The 13,235-nt window shown below is 40.7% G+C and carries 14 protein-coding genes and 1 tRNA gene; 7 read left to right on the forward strand and 8 right to left on the reverse strand.

From position 1 onward, the window contains the following. Positions 1-198: 198 nt before the first annotated feature. Entirely contained in the window at positions 199-1,134 is a 936-nt protein-coding gene (floA, locus tag R8925_RS14825) for a flotillin-like protein FloA (RefSeq protein WP_036071649.1), read from the reverse strand. Further along, on the reverse strand, positions 1,131-1,436 hold the full coding sequence (locus R8925_RS14830) for an NfeD family protein (RefSeq protein ID WP_430536564.1): 306 nt from the start codon (positions 1,434-1,436) through the stop codon (positions 1,131-1,133). The genes floA and R8925_RS14830 overlap by 4 nt, the downstream gene beginning before the upstream one ends. A gap of 166 nt (positions 1,437-1,602) precedes the next feature. Here R8925_RS14830 and R8925_RS14835 point away from each other — a divergent pair, with 166 nt between their 5' ends. Together R8925_RS14835 and R8925_RS14840 are read left to right on the forward strand one after the other, a co-directional pair. Further along, positions 1,603-1,935 carry a MerR family transcriptional regulator gene (locus tag R8925_RS14835; protein WP_430536565.1) on the forward strand — a complete coding sequence of 111 codons (333 nt, stop codon included), beginning with the start codon at positions 1,603-1,605 and terminating at the stop codon, positions 1,933-1,935. Beyond that, positions 1,936-2,397 carry an SRPBCC family protein gene (locus R8925_RS14840; RefSeq protein ID WP_430536566.1) on the forward strand — a complete coding sequence of 154 codons (462 nt, stop codon included), beginning with the start codon at positions 1,936-1,938 and terminating at the stop codon, positions 2,395-2,397. Between the two features lie 46 nt (positions 2,398-2,443). Here the strand turns inward: R8925_RS14840 and R8925_RS14845 are convergent, their stop codons facing one another. Continuing rightward, on the reverse strand, positions 2,444-3,070 hold the full coding sequence (locus R8925_RS14845; RefSeq protein ID WP_430536567.1) for an FMN-dependent NADH-azoreductase: 627 nt from the start codon (positions 3,068-3,070) through the stop codon (positions 2,444-2,446). A 166-nt stretch (positions 3,071-3,236) separates the two neighbouring features. Between R8925_RS14845 and R8925_RS14850 the strand changes: the two genes are divergently transcribed. Both R8925_RS14850 and R8925_RS14855 read left to right on the forward strand, forming a co-directional pair. Further along, positions 3,237-4,409, forward strand: a complete 1,173-nt coding sequence (locus tag R8925_RS14850) for a GNAT family N-acetyltransferase (RefSeq protein ID WP_430536568.1) — start codon at positions 3,237-3,239, stop codon at positions 4,407-4,409. A 108-nt stretch (positions 4,410-4,517) separates the two neighbouring features. Next, positions 4,518-4,607 (forward strand) — tRNA-Ser (locus R8925_RS14855). Between the two features lie 77 nt (positions 4,608-4,684). Here the strand turns inward: R8925_RS14855 and R8925_RS14860 are convergent. The 3 genes from R8925_RS14860 to R8925_RS14870 form a co-directional block, all read right to left on the reverse strand. Next, positions 4,685-5,248: a DUF4240 domain-containing protein gene (locus R8925_RS14860; RefSeq protein ID WP_430536569.1), complete on the reverse strand. Its 564-nt coding sequence runs from the start codon at positions 5,246-5,248 to the stop codon at positions 4,685-4,687. After that, positions 5,181-5,489 (reverse strand): hypothetical protein, encoded by a 309-nt coding sequence (locus R8925_RS14865; RefSeq protein ID WP_430536570.1) that lies wholly within the window; start codon positions 5,487-5,489, stop codon positions 5,181-5,183. Before R8925_RS14865 ends, R8925_RS14860 begins: the two co-directional genes overlap by 68 nt. 96 nt (positions 5,490-5,585) lie before the next feature. Then, complete coding sequence (locus tag R8925_RS14870; RefSeq protein ID WP_430536571.1) at positions 5,586-6,404, reverse strand: LysR substrate-binding domain-containing protein; 819 nt, start codon at positions 6,402-6,404, stop codon at positions 5,586-5,588. A 68-nt stretch (positions 6,405-6,472) separates the two neighbouring features. Between R8925_RS14870 and R8925_RS14875 the strand changes: the two genes are divergently transcribed. Continuing rightward, the gene (locus R8925_RS14875) at positions 6,473-7,471 is read left to right on the forward strand and encodes a YeiH family protein (protein ID WP_430536572.1); all 999 of its coding nucleotides are present in this window, start codon (positions 6,473-6,475) and stop codon (positions 7,469-7,471) included. A gap of 55 nt (positions 7,472-7,526) precedes the next feature. On the opposite strand, the gene R8925_RS14880 is transcribed toward R8925_RS14875, so the two are convergent. Together R8925_RS14880 and R8925_RS14885 are read right to left on the reverse strand one after the other, a co-directional pair. Further along, positions 7,527-9,299, reverse strand: a complete 1,773-nt coding sequence (locus R8925_RS14880; RefSeq protein WP_430536573.1) for an ABC transporter ATP-binding protein — start codon at positions 9,297-9,299, stop codon at positions 7,527-7,529. Continuing rightward, positions 9,299-11,020, reverse strand: coding sequence for an ABC transporter ATP-binding protein (locus R8925_RS14885; protein WP_430536574.1), 1,722 nt, complete (start codon positions 11,018-11,020; stop codon positions 9,299-9,301). Before R8925_RS14885 ends, R8925_RS14880 begins: the two co-directional genes overlap by 1 nt. A gap of 351 nt (positions 11,021-11,371) precedes the next feature. Here R8925_RS14885 and R8925_RS14890 point away from each other — a divergent pair, with 351 nt between their 5' ends. Together R8925_RS14890 and R8925_RS14895 are read left to right on the forward strand one after the other, a co-directional pair. Next, positions 11,372-12,235 carry a GRP family sugar transporter gene (locus tag R8925_RS14890; RefSeq protein ID WP_430536575.1) on the forward strand — a complete coding sequence of 288 codons (864 nt, stop codon included), beginning with the start codon at positions 11,372-11,374 and terminating at the stop codon, positions 12,233-12,235. Between the two features lie 121 nt (positions 12,236-12,356). Further along, the gene (locus R8925_RS14895) at positions 12,357-13,088 is read left to right on the forward strand and encodes a WxL domain-containing protein (protein ID WP_430536576.1); all 732 of its coding nucleotides are present in this window, start codon (positions 12,357-12,359) and stop codon (positions 13,086-13,088) included. Positions 13,089-13,235 lie beyond the last annotated feature (147 nt).

The raw sequence follows: 13,235 nt of genomic DNA on the forward strand, positions 1-13,235 counted from the left end.
CCCAATATACATGAGAGCAAAGCGAGCATGTAATCCATCAGAGACTGTTCGAATAGAATGAGTTACAGTCCCAATATACATGAGAGCAAAGCGAGCATGTAATCCATCAGAGACTGTTCGAATAGAATGAGTTACAGTCCCAATATGGATAAGAACGAAGTGAGAATCCTACTATCTGAAACGACGATGCCGCCAAACTTATTTATCTTCTTTAGCAATTGCTTCTCGCATTGTCGTATCGGCCTGAACATTATCCATTCTGTAAATATCCATCGCACCTAGGTTTCCTTTTTCAAGCGCTTTTGCGAGGGCTCTTGGAACTTCGGCTTCTGCTGCAACTACGACAGCGCGATTCTCTTGTTCTAGGGCAATCGCTTCTGCTTTACGTTTGGAAGCTGCGGCTTGTGCTACTTCCATATCTGCATTGGCTTTTTCGATATCGAGTTTGGCCTTGATATTGTCACCAATGCGCATTTCTGCGATATCAATAGATAGAATCGTATAGGCTGTACCATCGCCCAGACCTTGTTCTTGGACTTTTTTCGAGATGCTATTTGGGTTTTCAAGAACATCGGTATGTTCGCGAGTTTCACCGACTGTAGAGACTACGGCTTCACCGACACGCGCGATAACGGTATCTTCACCTGCACCACCGACAATACGATCGATATTGGATTGTACGGTAATTTGTGTGATAACTTTTACTTCGACACCATTTTGAGCAACACCAGTGAATTCAGGTGTACGAATGACTTTTGGTGTAACAGAGGTTTGAACAGCTTCTAACACATCACGCCCAGCAAGGTCAATCGCAGCGGCACGACTAAAATCAAGTGCGATATTGGCGCGATGTGCAGCGATAAGTGCGTCAACGGTTTGATCGACGTCACCACCGGCTAAGTAATGACTTTCTAGTTGGTTAACTTCAAGCTCAAGTCCTGCTTTTACGGCTTTAATCAGTGGCTTGACAACACGGGAAGGGGTGACACGGCGTAAGCGCATCCCAACAAGTGTCCCGAGTCCAACACGAACTTGTGCTGAAATGGCACTAATCCATAAGCCTACCGGTACCAATGTGAAAAATATAATCAAAAATACGAGTACTAAAACTGCAATAATAATTGTTCCAATCATGAATTATCTTCCTCTCTTTTTAGGTCTTCGTTTACTAACACATAGCCAATATCAATGCCGACAACGACGATAGGGGTTCCTATATCTAAATAGCCATCTTTGAGCCTGGCATCATACCATTCGCCATCAATGATTACTCTACCAATCGGTTTCAAAGTTGTGCCAGCTGTGCCATGTTTGCCCATGACCTTGTCTCGTAGCGCTTTCATTCGTTCGATTTCACTGTCCGCTAAAAAACCACGATGTACAAGTCCCCAAGATTCACCGTATACAAGATCATCTTCTGTATATTCTCGCGACATTATGCTCACCGTCCTCCATGGTTTTATTGTGTACTCTTCTAGTATAACCTATTTTTCATTAGGTGTGGTAGAGAATGTGGAAATAGTATGAATTTTTTTCACGAAAGTTTGTTATTGACATCGTGGTGCGCTCCATGGTTTATACTAGGTGATGAGGAGGGGGAATATGTATCGAATTGGTGAGTTTGCGGAGATGACAGGACTTACGAAGGAGACTTTACGATATTATGCGCAGATAGAGTTGTTGCAACCTGTCTTTGTGGAGCCTCGCAATAAATATAGTTATTATCATAACAACTCATTTTTGGTGGCGAGATTACTTGTTTATTTGCGCCGCTTCGATTTTTCGATTCAGGAGATGTTGATGGTGGTGCATGATCGGTCGTTGGATGAGCTCGAGGAAATTTTGAAGGAGAAAAAAGTGGCTTTGCGTCAACGAATTGTGGAAACAGAAGCTATTATTAGCGAGATTGATGGTTTTTTAGAAATGGAGGAATGAATGATGGTGACATGGCATGAGGAAATGGTAATTAAGGCGAATATTGAAGTGATTTGGAATTTATTTGAACCGGAGAATCTTCAGCGGGTGATGCCTCAGGTGGTTGAGCATAAGGTGATTGAGATGAAAGATGGCATTGTGGGTTCGACGTATCAACAGAAATATCAGGAAGGAAAGCGTGTGGAGACGTATATTGTGGAAGATTTAGCGCATGAGGATATGCCAGAACGTAAACACAACACGAGTGGCTTTGTGTTAGCAAAGGCGTTTAAGATTGAGACATCGATTACACTTGAAAAAATGGATGAAAATTCGACGCGCTTTATTTATTATGGTTCGAATCAGGGGATTAATTTTTTAGGGAAAACATTGATGAAACTTGGCGGATCTAAGAATAATGATAAAGTGGTGGAAGGTTTCATGAAACGTGTGGAGTCTGAGGCTTTGAAAGATTTAAAATAAAGAAATCTCGCTACTTTGATGGGTAGCGAGATTTTTTACATTAAAATTAGAATTTACTTGCTAACGCTGCTGCTTTTTCCACACCTGCTGCAATTAAATCTTGCGCTTGATCTGGTGCTGCGTTATGCCCCTCTACGACAACAGTTTGTGGATTAGTAATGCCGAAGTGAGTCAAAATATTTTTCACGTAGTTAAGTGACATTTCCCAGTTTGCCATTGGACCATCTGAGTATACACCACCGCGCGCATTTAATAATACAACTTCTTTGTCAGTTACAAGGCCAACTGGACCTTCTGCTGTGTATTTAAAAGTTTTACCAGCTTGGTTTAGGTAAAATAGGTAAGTTAGGAATTGTGCTGGTATGCTGAAATTCCACAATGGGAAGGCCATCACAACTTTGTCTGCTGCTAAAAATTGTTCTAGGTAACCATTTGCAACTTTTGCCAAACGTGCTTCGTCTTCTGTTAGCGTTTCGCCGATAGATTCCTTGTAAAGTCCACTCATCATTGTTGCATCATAGTAAGGCAGATCTTCTTGGAATAAATCAAGTTCGGTGATTGTATCGCCTGTGTTGCTTGCTGTATAGTTTTTTAAGAATTCTTCGTATAATTTCACACTCACGGAACGCTCCGCTGGTAAACCGTTTGCTTTAATAAATAATACATTTGCCATGTTATAAATTCCTCCAATATGTTTTGATTACTTTTACAGTGTATAATATTGCAATCTACACTTCAAGTAATATGCTTACAAAAAATTAGTTTGTTGTAAAAAGTAAGTGAAAGCGTTTACCTGAACATTTTGGCGTAGTTTATGCTAAAATAAAGGAGAAGTGGGGGTGATTGCAGTGGAATTAAGGGAAATTAAAGAGTCAGAAATTGAGAAAGTGAAGGAATTGCGTGATTATGCGTTTCGCGTCCCTGCATCTGGTGGTGAGGATGATTTTAATTACTGGGTACAAAATGCGAGGCGTCTAGGTTTGTTCTATGGCGAGCATTTACTAGCGCAGGTTTTAACATATCCACTCAGCGTTTCGATTTTAGGAGAACGTTTTTCGATGGGGGGGATTGCTTATGTGGCAAGTTTCCCGGAATTTCGAAATGGCGGATTGATTACCCGCTTGATGACGGAATCATTGGTTAGAATGCGTGATGCTGGGCAATTAGTGTCTTATTTAAGTCCATTTTCGATTCCGTTTTATAGGAGATTTGGATATGAAGTTTTTACAGAAAAAGTGGAGTTGGAAATTCCGAGTCATGCTCTGCCGGATATGGGAACTGTTCCAGGGCGCGTGATGCGGCTTACTAGCAAAGATGGCACGGGGATTTCGGTCGTGCGGGAGCTCTACAATCGCCTGGCTCTAACGAAAAAAAGCGGTATGATGATGCGTGACGATGCTTGGTGGTTGCGACTGGCGCGCCGTGGATACACGAAAGAAATTGCGGTTTATTGCGATATGAACGGCGTCACGATGGGCTACATGTTGTTCACGCTGGATGCTGAGGTATTCAAAGTGCACGAGATGGTTACGCTAAATTATGAGGCCGAAAAAGGATTATGGCGTTTTATCGGTACGCATGGCATGATGGTAGATCGTGTTGTGGCGAAAAACGTTGGTGCCTTGCGTGATGTTGCACTTGCTTTTCCATCACCGGATTTTAAGAAACGCGAGATTTTGGATTTCATGATGCGAATTGTGGATGTTGAGGCATTTTTAAGCAAATACAGATTTGAGTGGACAGACAACGCGCTGTATCTACAAGTGGAAGACGAGATGGCACCTTGGAATGAAGGCGTTTTTGAGATTCGAGGCAGTTTTGTGAAGCGAGTAGAGAGCACGAAGGAACCTGTGTTGGCGATTACGATTCAAGCGCTTGGTCAGATGCTGATGGGTTTTGCGAGACCACGAGACCTCGTTCATTATGAAAAAGCGCAAGGTAGTGACATTACGGTTGAAGCTTGGGAAAAAGCGATTCCGCATGTCCGTAGTGATTTTTATGACGCTTTCTAAGCAATGGAGAGAAAAAACTGGATTTTTATAAAAAAATGCATTAGAATGTAACTTGTGATTGTTCAGGATACAGCGTTTGACGAGTATTGGGACAAGCATCTGCATGTTGGGGAAATACCCAAGTCCGGCTGAAGGGGACAGACTCGAAATCTGTTAGGCGGTTCCGGCCGCGCCGGGGTTCGAATCCCCGTTTCTCCGTTTTTAGAAAACAAAAAGACACTGAAAAACCATTGATTTACTAAGGTTTTCAGTGTCTTTTTGTCTAGGTTGGCAGGTCATTTTGGAAGCGCCGTTGCAATTTTTGGGAAAATGGCTTCCAAATCGTCGTCCTCATCCCATTCTAAAACCTCTGGTAATACAATATTGGCATGAATATCGGCTTTTTCATCAGCGGTTAGTGCTAAACGTTCGCATGCTTCAAAGAAAAAGTCCTCATCGTCTTGTTCGGTTTTCTCTAAATAAATGGAGCTACTAACATACATAATATCTTCAAACTCTGCTAGAAAGTCTTCATCCATTTTACCTTGAAGCAACTCACCAAGATAGTCTGGGTCTTTAAGTATTGCTAAAAATGTATCTTGTCCATGCGAAATGAGCCAAGCGCGGAAGTAATCGAAACCATCATCACTTGCCCCGTCATTTAACAAGTAGGCAGCGGCCCATAGTTTGTCCACTTTTGAAGCTTCGAGGTATTCATCAAAAATAAGTTGCCATTTCACGATATCATCTGGTTTTAGTTTATTGAATAATCTCTCAAGCACTTCTGTGTATTCATCGATGTCCCCGTCGCATCGCGCGATAGCTTTGTCTATGATTTTCCAAAACTTTTTCTTGTCCATTCTTTTGCCTTCCTTTCATTATCCAAACTGTAATCGTTGTGATGGCTAGCAGGAATAATATACTCATAATTGAAATATAAATCATCCAACTGTCCATCGCAGTGAAGTCATCATAAGGATATTTTTGGAGATAGGAAACTTCCATCGATGCAACAATAGTAGGTGTTTTATACATAAAGACCATAATTGCCAATAAAATACCTGTAAAAAGCCAATATAAATCTGTCCATTTTTTCTTCATTCGTCTAAACTCCCTTTTATATTATAAATTATGATAATTAGTATATAAAATATCTATTTTACTTATCGATAAATCCTTTGTATACTGTAAATATAGTCAAGAAAAGTTAGCCGCTAATAATTGATGAAGCGCAATTTGTAGAGGGTCTTGTGGAAAAGCATGATTATGAATCTGAAAAAGTGGCCGAACGATAGGCGTTGCTGGGTTTTGATAGGGCAAATCGTGGCTACTCAAATCGGAAAGTAACGTTTTCCCAATGCCTTGCTGTAACATATTTAGAATTGCTTCGTTACTTGCAATCTCTATTTTTTTGGCTGGAATAATGTTTTCTTGTTGAAAAAACTGATCGGTATACGTGCGAATTCCAGAACCTGTTTCCCGTAACAACCAGAGTTCGCTAGTCATGTCACCAGCTAGAACTAGTGAATCGTGAGCAAAAACGGTACGCGTAATCATTGGCGCAATCATCGGTGATTCGACTAGGCCCACTTGGTATTCGTGCGTTTCTACCCGATTAAAAATCACTGCTGAATTCGCAAATGAGACTTTAAAATCGTAATTTGGAAACTGTTCTTGAAGTTGTGGCAGAACACGTGGTAGCATGTAAACACCAATGGTTTGCGAGACTCCGATATTATAAGTAATACGTGTATTTCCTTGCAGCTGCTGGATGTCGCTCAAACTGGTTTCCCATAGTGAATCAAGTTGCTGGGCTCTAATATAGAGTAAATCAGCGCTTTCAGTTGGGATAGCACGGTTACGACCGTTTCGAATAAACAACTCGCTCCCTGTTAATTCTTCTAACTTTTGAATATGTAGTGAAACAGTTGGCTGTGAGATAAAGCGCTTTTCGGCAGCATGCGTGAAATTTTTTGCCTCATAGACCGCGATAAACGTATGAAGCCAATGAAACATGCGTGAACCCCCTTTTATACATAAGATTTCTTCTTATTATAACATGGATTTAGGAGATGAATGGAAAAATGAAGATAAAATGGCAGGAAAAAGGATTCTGGATAGGTGTGGCAGTGACGCTCGCTTGTTCATTAGCTGGAAAATATTTAGCACAAATTCCGGGTTTACAACTCGTCGGAGCTCTCGTTATCGCGCTAATTCTAGGAATGCTTGTTCAAATGAGCCGTACCCTTGTGGTCAGCGCACAACCAGGCACAAGCTATATCTCGAATAAATTTTTGCGATTAGGTATTATTTTATTAGGATTTCGCTTGAACTTGAAAGCCTTAGCAGATTCGGGTGTGAAAACGATTATTTTGGCGATTGTCGTTGTCGCATTCACGATTGTGACGGTATATTTCCTCTGCAAATGGTTAAAAATAGATAGCACGCTTGGGATGCTTACTGCTTGTGGATGCGGGATCTGTGGCGCAGCGGCTGTCATGGGCGTCTCACCGCAATTGAAGGCAAAAAATGATGACGCTGTGTTAGCAGTTGCCGTGGTTTGCATTTTAGGAACCGTCTTTACGTTACTAGAAGTCGGACTGATGCCATTATTAGGTATGACTCCAACCCAATTCGGTGTGATGACCGGGTCGTCATTGCATGAAATTGCACACGCGGTTGCAGCTGGCGGGGCTGGTGGAACTGAGGCATTGGACGCTTCGATTATCACGAAATTATCTCGCGTTTTACTGCTTGCACCAGTTGCCTTAATTGTAGGAATTATTGCACAGCGCAAAGCAAAAAACACTACAGACGAAAAGGCAAAATTACCGATTCCATGGTTTATGGGTGGATTTTTACTGACAAGCGCTATCGGAACCTTCATTGCAATGCCAGAGAGCTTGCTAAACGGCCTTGTGTCACTCGCTTACCTTTGTCTCGGAATGGCAATGGCTGGCCTTGGAATGAGTGTCAATTTTCAGGTGATTGTCCGTCGTGGCGGGCGTGTATTCTTAGCTGCAACAATCGGTTCAGTGGCGCTTTTAGGTTTATCCATAGAGGCGAGTAAATTATTCTTTTAAGACGAACAAAAAAACAGCGCAAACCTTTGAGGGGATGCGCTGTTTTGCTATAATTTTATTCAATCACAAACTGATTATGATACAACTCAGAATAGAAACCTTCTTCTTTCAGTAAGGATTCATGTGTGCCTTGCTCGATAACTTCTCCTTGGTGCAAGACCACAATATGATCGGCATCCAGAATTGTTTTCAAACGGTGGGCAATAACGAAACTAGTACGGCCAGAGATAACGTTCTCCATTGCTTTTTGGATGCGACTCTCTGTTACGGTATCAACATTACTTGTCGCCTCATCTAGAATAAGTAGAGATGGGTTCGTAATAATTGTACGCGCGATACTAATCAATTGTTTTTGGCCGACACTGAAAATGTTGTTCTCGTCAGTGATTTCCGTTTCATAACCTTTTTCAAGTGTCATGATAAAGTCGTGAATGTTGGCTTGTTTTGCTGCATCTGTAACTTCCGCGTCTGTTGCCTCAGGCTTACCGAAGACAATGTTGTCACGGATAGTGCCAGAGAAAAGAACAGAATCTTGAAGCACGATACCAACTTGTTTACGAAGCGAAGCAAGTTTGATATCACGAATATCGATATCATCAAACAGAATCGCGCCATTATCAACATTATAGAAACGGTTCAGCAAGTTCATAACAGTCGTTTTACCAGATCCAGTTGGTCCAACAAGTGCGACCATTTTGCCTTTTGCAACGTCAATCGAGACATTTTTAAGGACTGGCTTTTCAGGAGTATAGGCGAAGTCCACGTTTTGCAATTTCACGCTTTCGTGAACGCCATCGATTGTTTTCAAATCTTTACGCTCGACTTCTTCTTCTTCGTCAAAAATTTCACTAACACGGCGAGCGCCGGTAATTGCTAATTGAAGCATGCTGTACTGAGATGAAATCTGTGTTAATGGCATGTAGAATTGTTGTGAGTACTGCACGAACATAACAATCAAACCAAGTGCTGCAGCGCGTTCGATGCTACCATCAAGCGCGAGATACCCACCGAAGAAAATAACAACAGCTGTATTGATTAGGGAAATACCTTGCATCATAGGGAAAAGTAAACCGGAGTAAACTTGGCCTTTAAATGTAGCGTCTTTAACGATATTGTTATGTTTTACGAAACCTTCAATTGTTTCTTCTTCTAAACCATTTGTAATAACGATCTTTTGACCAGAGATTTTCTCATCGATGTAGCCATTTAGTTCACCGAGACGATCTTGTTGCATATCCACGTATTTACGAGCTTTACGGATGATTAATCCAGCAATGAAAATCGCAACTGGTGCCATTAGAAGCGTCACTGTAGCAAGCTTCACGTTTTGTTGGTACATCATGATAATAACACCAATCATGAGCGCAACATTGGATAAAACTTGTACGAGCGCTTGGTTTAGTGTGTTTGAGATGTTATCTAAGTCACTTGTAAAACGACTCAACATTTCACCGTCTTTATGCCCATCGAAGAAACGAATTGATAATTTCTCCATTTTTCGGAACAATCCGATACGCATCCGATTCGTTGCGTGACCAGAAACACCAGCCATCAAGATAGTTTGGATAAATGTAGCTGCGGCAAGCAATAGATAAAATAAAATCAGCATCCAGATAATATGAACGAAATCTGTTTTATCATCTACACCAGTCGTAAAGAGACGTTGCGCGTAGATAGCCAGTTCTTGAATAGCTTTCCCGATGTATTCAGGAGCCTTTACTTGTAAATAAGTAGCACCGATAATCGCGATAATAATAACGCTCAGTTGCAATTTATAAGCTTTCAAATAGTGCCAGAAAAAGCGGCAGATACGTTTAAATTCAGTCATTACGCGTCAACCTCCTTTCCCTTTTGTGTGTCATAGATTTCTCTGTAAACGTCACTTGTTTCGACTAATTCTTTATGTGTTCCAACGCCAACAAGTTCACCAGCATCAAGAACAAGAATTTTGTCAGCATGAATAACGGATGAGATTTTTTGGGCAATAATGAATGTTGTTGTGTCACCTAATTCATTGCTCAGCGCCTCTTTGACAAGCTTTTCACTACGTGCATCTAAAGCACTTGTAGAGTCATCTAGAATCAGAATTTTTGGCTCGCCAATAATACCACGTGAGATGGAAAGGCGTTGTTTTTGACCACCAGAGAAGTTATTACCACGTTCTACGATTGGTGCCTCATAAACATCAGCTTGACGTTCGATAAATTCCTTCGCCTGTGCAATACGTGTTGCTTTATCCATATCCTCTGATGTTGCATCCTTTTTACCATGACGTAAGTTCTCGGCAATGGAACCAGAGAAAAGAATCGCGCGTTGCAATACTAGCGACACTGTATCACGTAACGTCTGCTTATTCACTTTCTTCAAGTCCGTTCCACCAATCAAAATTTCACCCTCGGTTGGGTCGTATAATCGTGGAATCAGTTGAGCTAAAGTAGATTTACCAGATCCTGTTGCTCCAACGATTCCGACCATTTCGCCAGGTTTTGCCTCGAATGAGATGTTTTTTAGAGCTTTTGTTTCATCACCTTCATATTGGAAACTTACATCGCGGAATTCAACGCTACCAATTAAATCTTGTTTTGGAGCATTTTCATCGTACGTAATGTCAGGCTCTGTTTCTAAAACCTCGCCAATACGTTTTAGTGAAATCATCGCACGTGAAGCCATCATCATCATCATACCACCGATAATAATCGCCATCATAATTTGCATTAAATAGTTCATGAAAGAAGCAATAGCTCCGATAACCTCGGGATTGTCTTTCACCAAATCGCCAGCAAAGAAAATCGCTGCTACAACGGCCATATTTGAAACGAGCATAAACGCCGGAATCATGATGGAGAAAAGTTGCCCAACTACGATAGTGTGATGTGTTAATTTATCACTTGTTTTTGTGAAGCGATCTAGTTCATTTTTTTCCTGTACGAAGGATTTAACAACGCGCATTCCAGCTAAATTTTCCTTTGCAATCGCGTTAACACGATCAATAAAACCTTGAATTTTGCCAAAATGTTTCCCCATACGTCCAAAAATCAAAAATACAATTAGGAGAACGAGCACAACGAGTACGATAATAATCCACCAAAGTTCTGGCAATGTGTACATCGCTAAAATAAAGCTCCCAATAAACATAATCGGAATTCGAGTAATGGATTGTAGGGACATCATTACTAAGTTTTGAACTTGCGTAATATCATTCGTTTGACGAACAACTAAGTTTCCTGTAGAAAGTCTCTCGATATTGCTGAATGAGAATGTTTGAATTTTGCGGAAACTAGTTTCACGAATATCAGCTCCTACACCCTGTGCCACTTTTGCGGAGAGGATTGTGTTTAGGATACCTGCAATAAGTCCGACGAGCGCAATAACAATAAGTAAAATGCCAATTCGCGTGATTTCGTCCATCTTATCGTTAATAATTGCTTCCAGTACTTGTTGTAATAATTTCGGCTGCCATAATTGTGAGATAACCATGACGACGATAAACAGAGTGGAGAGCGTGGTTTGAAGCTTGTATTTCTTCAAATGTTGAAATAAAACTTTCATTATATACCTCCTTGTATATGTGTTAAATACCAGCACGAACATATATTCTAAACTAATTTACCTTAATATGCAAGGAGAAAATGAAACTTTCTATTAGTAAATATGACTGTTCATGAAATATTCACAAATTGCAAGAAAATATAAGTGGCTCTAGAGATTGGGGCTTAAGGATTTGGGAGATTTGGATACAAAAAAGACCAGTGAGTGGATAAAATAGTTTGCTATGAAACGGCTTTCATTATATATACTGAAAAATAGGAATATCGACATATGAAATAGAATATGGGATAATCTTTTTTAAGGTATAAAATACATATTCGGTTTTGATAATTGAGGGAGGAAATGGGATAGATGAATATTTTGATAGCGCTTATACCAGCTTTATTATGGGGTTTTATGCCGTTGATTATTACAAAAATTGGTGGAACTACAAGGCAACAAACAATGGGGATTACTTTTGGTGCGCTTGTATTTGCTTGTATTGCATTCTTATTTACAGATCCGGTGTATACTCTGAAAACGGTGTTGATTAGCTTTGTTACAGGGTGTTTGTGGAGTGTTGGTCAGATGTTTCAATTAAAGTCGTTTAAGCTAATTGGTGTTTCAAAAGCGATGCCAATTTCTACTGGAATGCAGCTTGTTGGGACAACACTATGTGGGGTTTTGCTATTTCATGAGTGGGATACACTGTTTCGAATCGTATTCGGATTTATTGCGTTGGCACTAATTATTGTAGGAATTTTTATGACATCTTATGCGGAAAAAGAAGAAGCTGGGCAGGCGATGCTGAATCGAGGACTGCTGGCGCTAGCTATTTCATCAGCTGGTTATATTAGCTATGTTGTGATTATTCAGGGGTTTGCGATTAATGGGTGGGATGCAATTCTGCCACAAGCGATTGGAATGGTGGTTGCAGCGTTCATTATGACAGCGCAAAGTAAGGACGACAAAGAGAGCCGCTTCATTAAGAAAACAGCGTGGCTTATTATTCCTGGTATGATTTGGGCTTTGGGAAATGTGGCAATGCTTTACGCGAACAGTATTGTTGGGGTTGCGACTGGTTTCTCTTTATCGCAGCTTGGTGTGGTTATTTCAACGCTTGGCGCGATTGTACTGTTAAATGAACGCAAAACGCGCAAAGAAATCGTTTTTGTTATTGGTGGTGTTGTTTTGGTTGTTATTGGTGGGGTGCTAATCGGCGTGACAAAAGCTTAATAGATTCTCATTTTTTTCTGCGTTTCGATATTTTTTGACATTATTCCTTTTTTCGTTGTTTTGTATAGTATTCTTAGGTTTGTAAGGGACACAAATAAAAACGAGAGAAGGAATTGATAATATGAAATTAACGAAATTCGTAGTCGTAGGTATGGTAACTGTTGCAACGTTGGTCGGAACGGGTACAGGAACAATCGCTTCCGCAGCAGATGGCGGGACATTAGGCTCTAAAGCAGACGTAAACTTTATACCTAATGATACAATTACTAATCCGGTTGATCCAACTGATCCAGGAAATCCCGAAGTAGTCGTGCCAGTTGATCCAGATCATCCAGCAGGTACAGCGGGTCCTTTAAGTATTGATTATATCTCGAACATTCATTTTGGTGAGCAAAAAATTTCCGGTAATAATGAAGTGTATTCAGCTAAACTGGACCAAATTAAAGTTGGCGCAGCTGAAACAGTTAAAGATATTCCAAACTATATTCAAATTACAGATAACCGTGGTTCCAATGCAGGTTGGCATTTAACAGTAAAACAGGATGGCCAATTTGTAAATGGTACGTCTGAATTAGTAGGTGCCGTATTAAGCTTTGAAAACCCAACATTGAATTCTGCATCTGAAAGTGATGCACCAACAGCGACAGGATTTACTCTTGATCCAGCAGGAACGTCATCAGATGTTATGAGTGCAGAAGAAGATCAAGGTATGGGAACGTGGGTTGACATGTTTGGCGCAGATGCAACAGAAGCTGCAGATAGCATTAAGCTTAGTGTGCCAGGTAAAACTTCGAAAATTCCAGGTAAGTATGAAGCAACGTTAACATGGGAATTAACAGATACACCTGCATAATTGTATAAATGATACGCGGATTTATATAAAGCATCGTTTTCGTCCTACCCAATAAAAATTGGGTAGGATATTTTGTGCGCCCAGCATGCGCAAATGCTAGGTGGTGAAAGTCCACTACAGGCTTGGCAGTAGGAACTGTTAGCTCAA

Source organism: Listeria rocourtiae subsp. hofi, from assembly GCF_963575615.1.
Taxonomy (GTDB): Bacteria; Bacillota; Bacilli; order Lactobacillales; family Listeriaceae; genus Listeria_A; species Listeria_A hofi.

What these genes read in the sequence shown, in the direction of transcription:
- floA (WP_036071649.1), bottom strand. Translation starts at nt 1,134, where the DNA reads ATGATTGGAACAATTATTATTGCAGTTTTAGTACTCGTATTTTTGATT.
- R8925_RS14885 (WP_430536574.1), bottom strand. Translation starts at nt 11,020, where the DNA reads ATGAAAGTTTTATTTCAACATTTGAAGAAATACAAGCTTCAAACCACG.
- R8925_RS14860 (WP_430536569.1), bottom strand. Translation starts at nt 5,248, where the DNA reads ATGGACAAGAAAAAGTTTTGGAAAATCATAGACAAAGCTATCGCGCGA.
- R8925_RS14840 (WP_430536566.1), top strand. Translation starts at nt 1,936, where the DNA reads ATGATGGTGACATGGCATGAGGAAATGGTAATTAAGGCGAATATTGAA.
- R8925_RS14845 (WP_430536567.1), bottom strand. Translation starts at nt 3,070, where the DNA reads ATGGCAAATGTATTATTTATTAAAGCAAACGGTTTACCAGCGGAGCGT.
- R8925_RS14895 (WP_430536576.1), top strand. Translation starts at nt 12,357, where the DNA reads ATGAAATTAACGAAATTCGTAGTCGTAGGTATGGTAACTGTTGCAACG.
- R8925_RS14890 (WP_430536575.1), top strand. Translation starts at nt 11,372, where the DNA reads ATGAATATTTTGATAGCGCTTATACCAGCTTTATTATGGGGTTTTATG.
- R8925_RS14880 (WP_430536573.1), bottom strand. Translation starts at nt 9,299, where the DNA reads ATGACTGAATTTAAACGTATCTGCCGCTTTTTCTGGCACTATTTGAAA.
- R8925_RS14865 (WP_430536570.1), bottom strand. Translation starts at nt 5,489, where the DNA reads ATGAAGAAAAAATGGACAGATTTATATTGGCTTTTTACAGGTATTTTA.
- R8925_RS14835 (WP_430536565.1), top strand. Translation starts at nt 1,603, where the DNA reads ATGTATCGAATTGGTGAGTTTGCGGAGATGACAGGACTTACGAAGGAG.
- R8925_RS14830 (WP_430536564.1), bottom strand. Translation starts at nt 1,436, where the DNA reads ATGTCGCGAGAATATACAGAAGATGATCTTGTATACGGTGAATCTTGG.
- R8925_RS14870 (WP_430536571.1), bottom strand. Translation starts at nt 6,404, where the DNA reads ATGTTTCATTGGCTTCATACGTTTATCGCGGTCTATGAGGCAAAAAAT.
- R8925_RS14875 (WP_430536572.1), top strand. Translation starts at nt 6,473, where the DNA reads ATGAAGATAAAATGGCAGGAAAAAGGATTCTGGATAGGTGTGGCAGTG.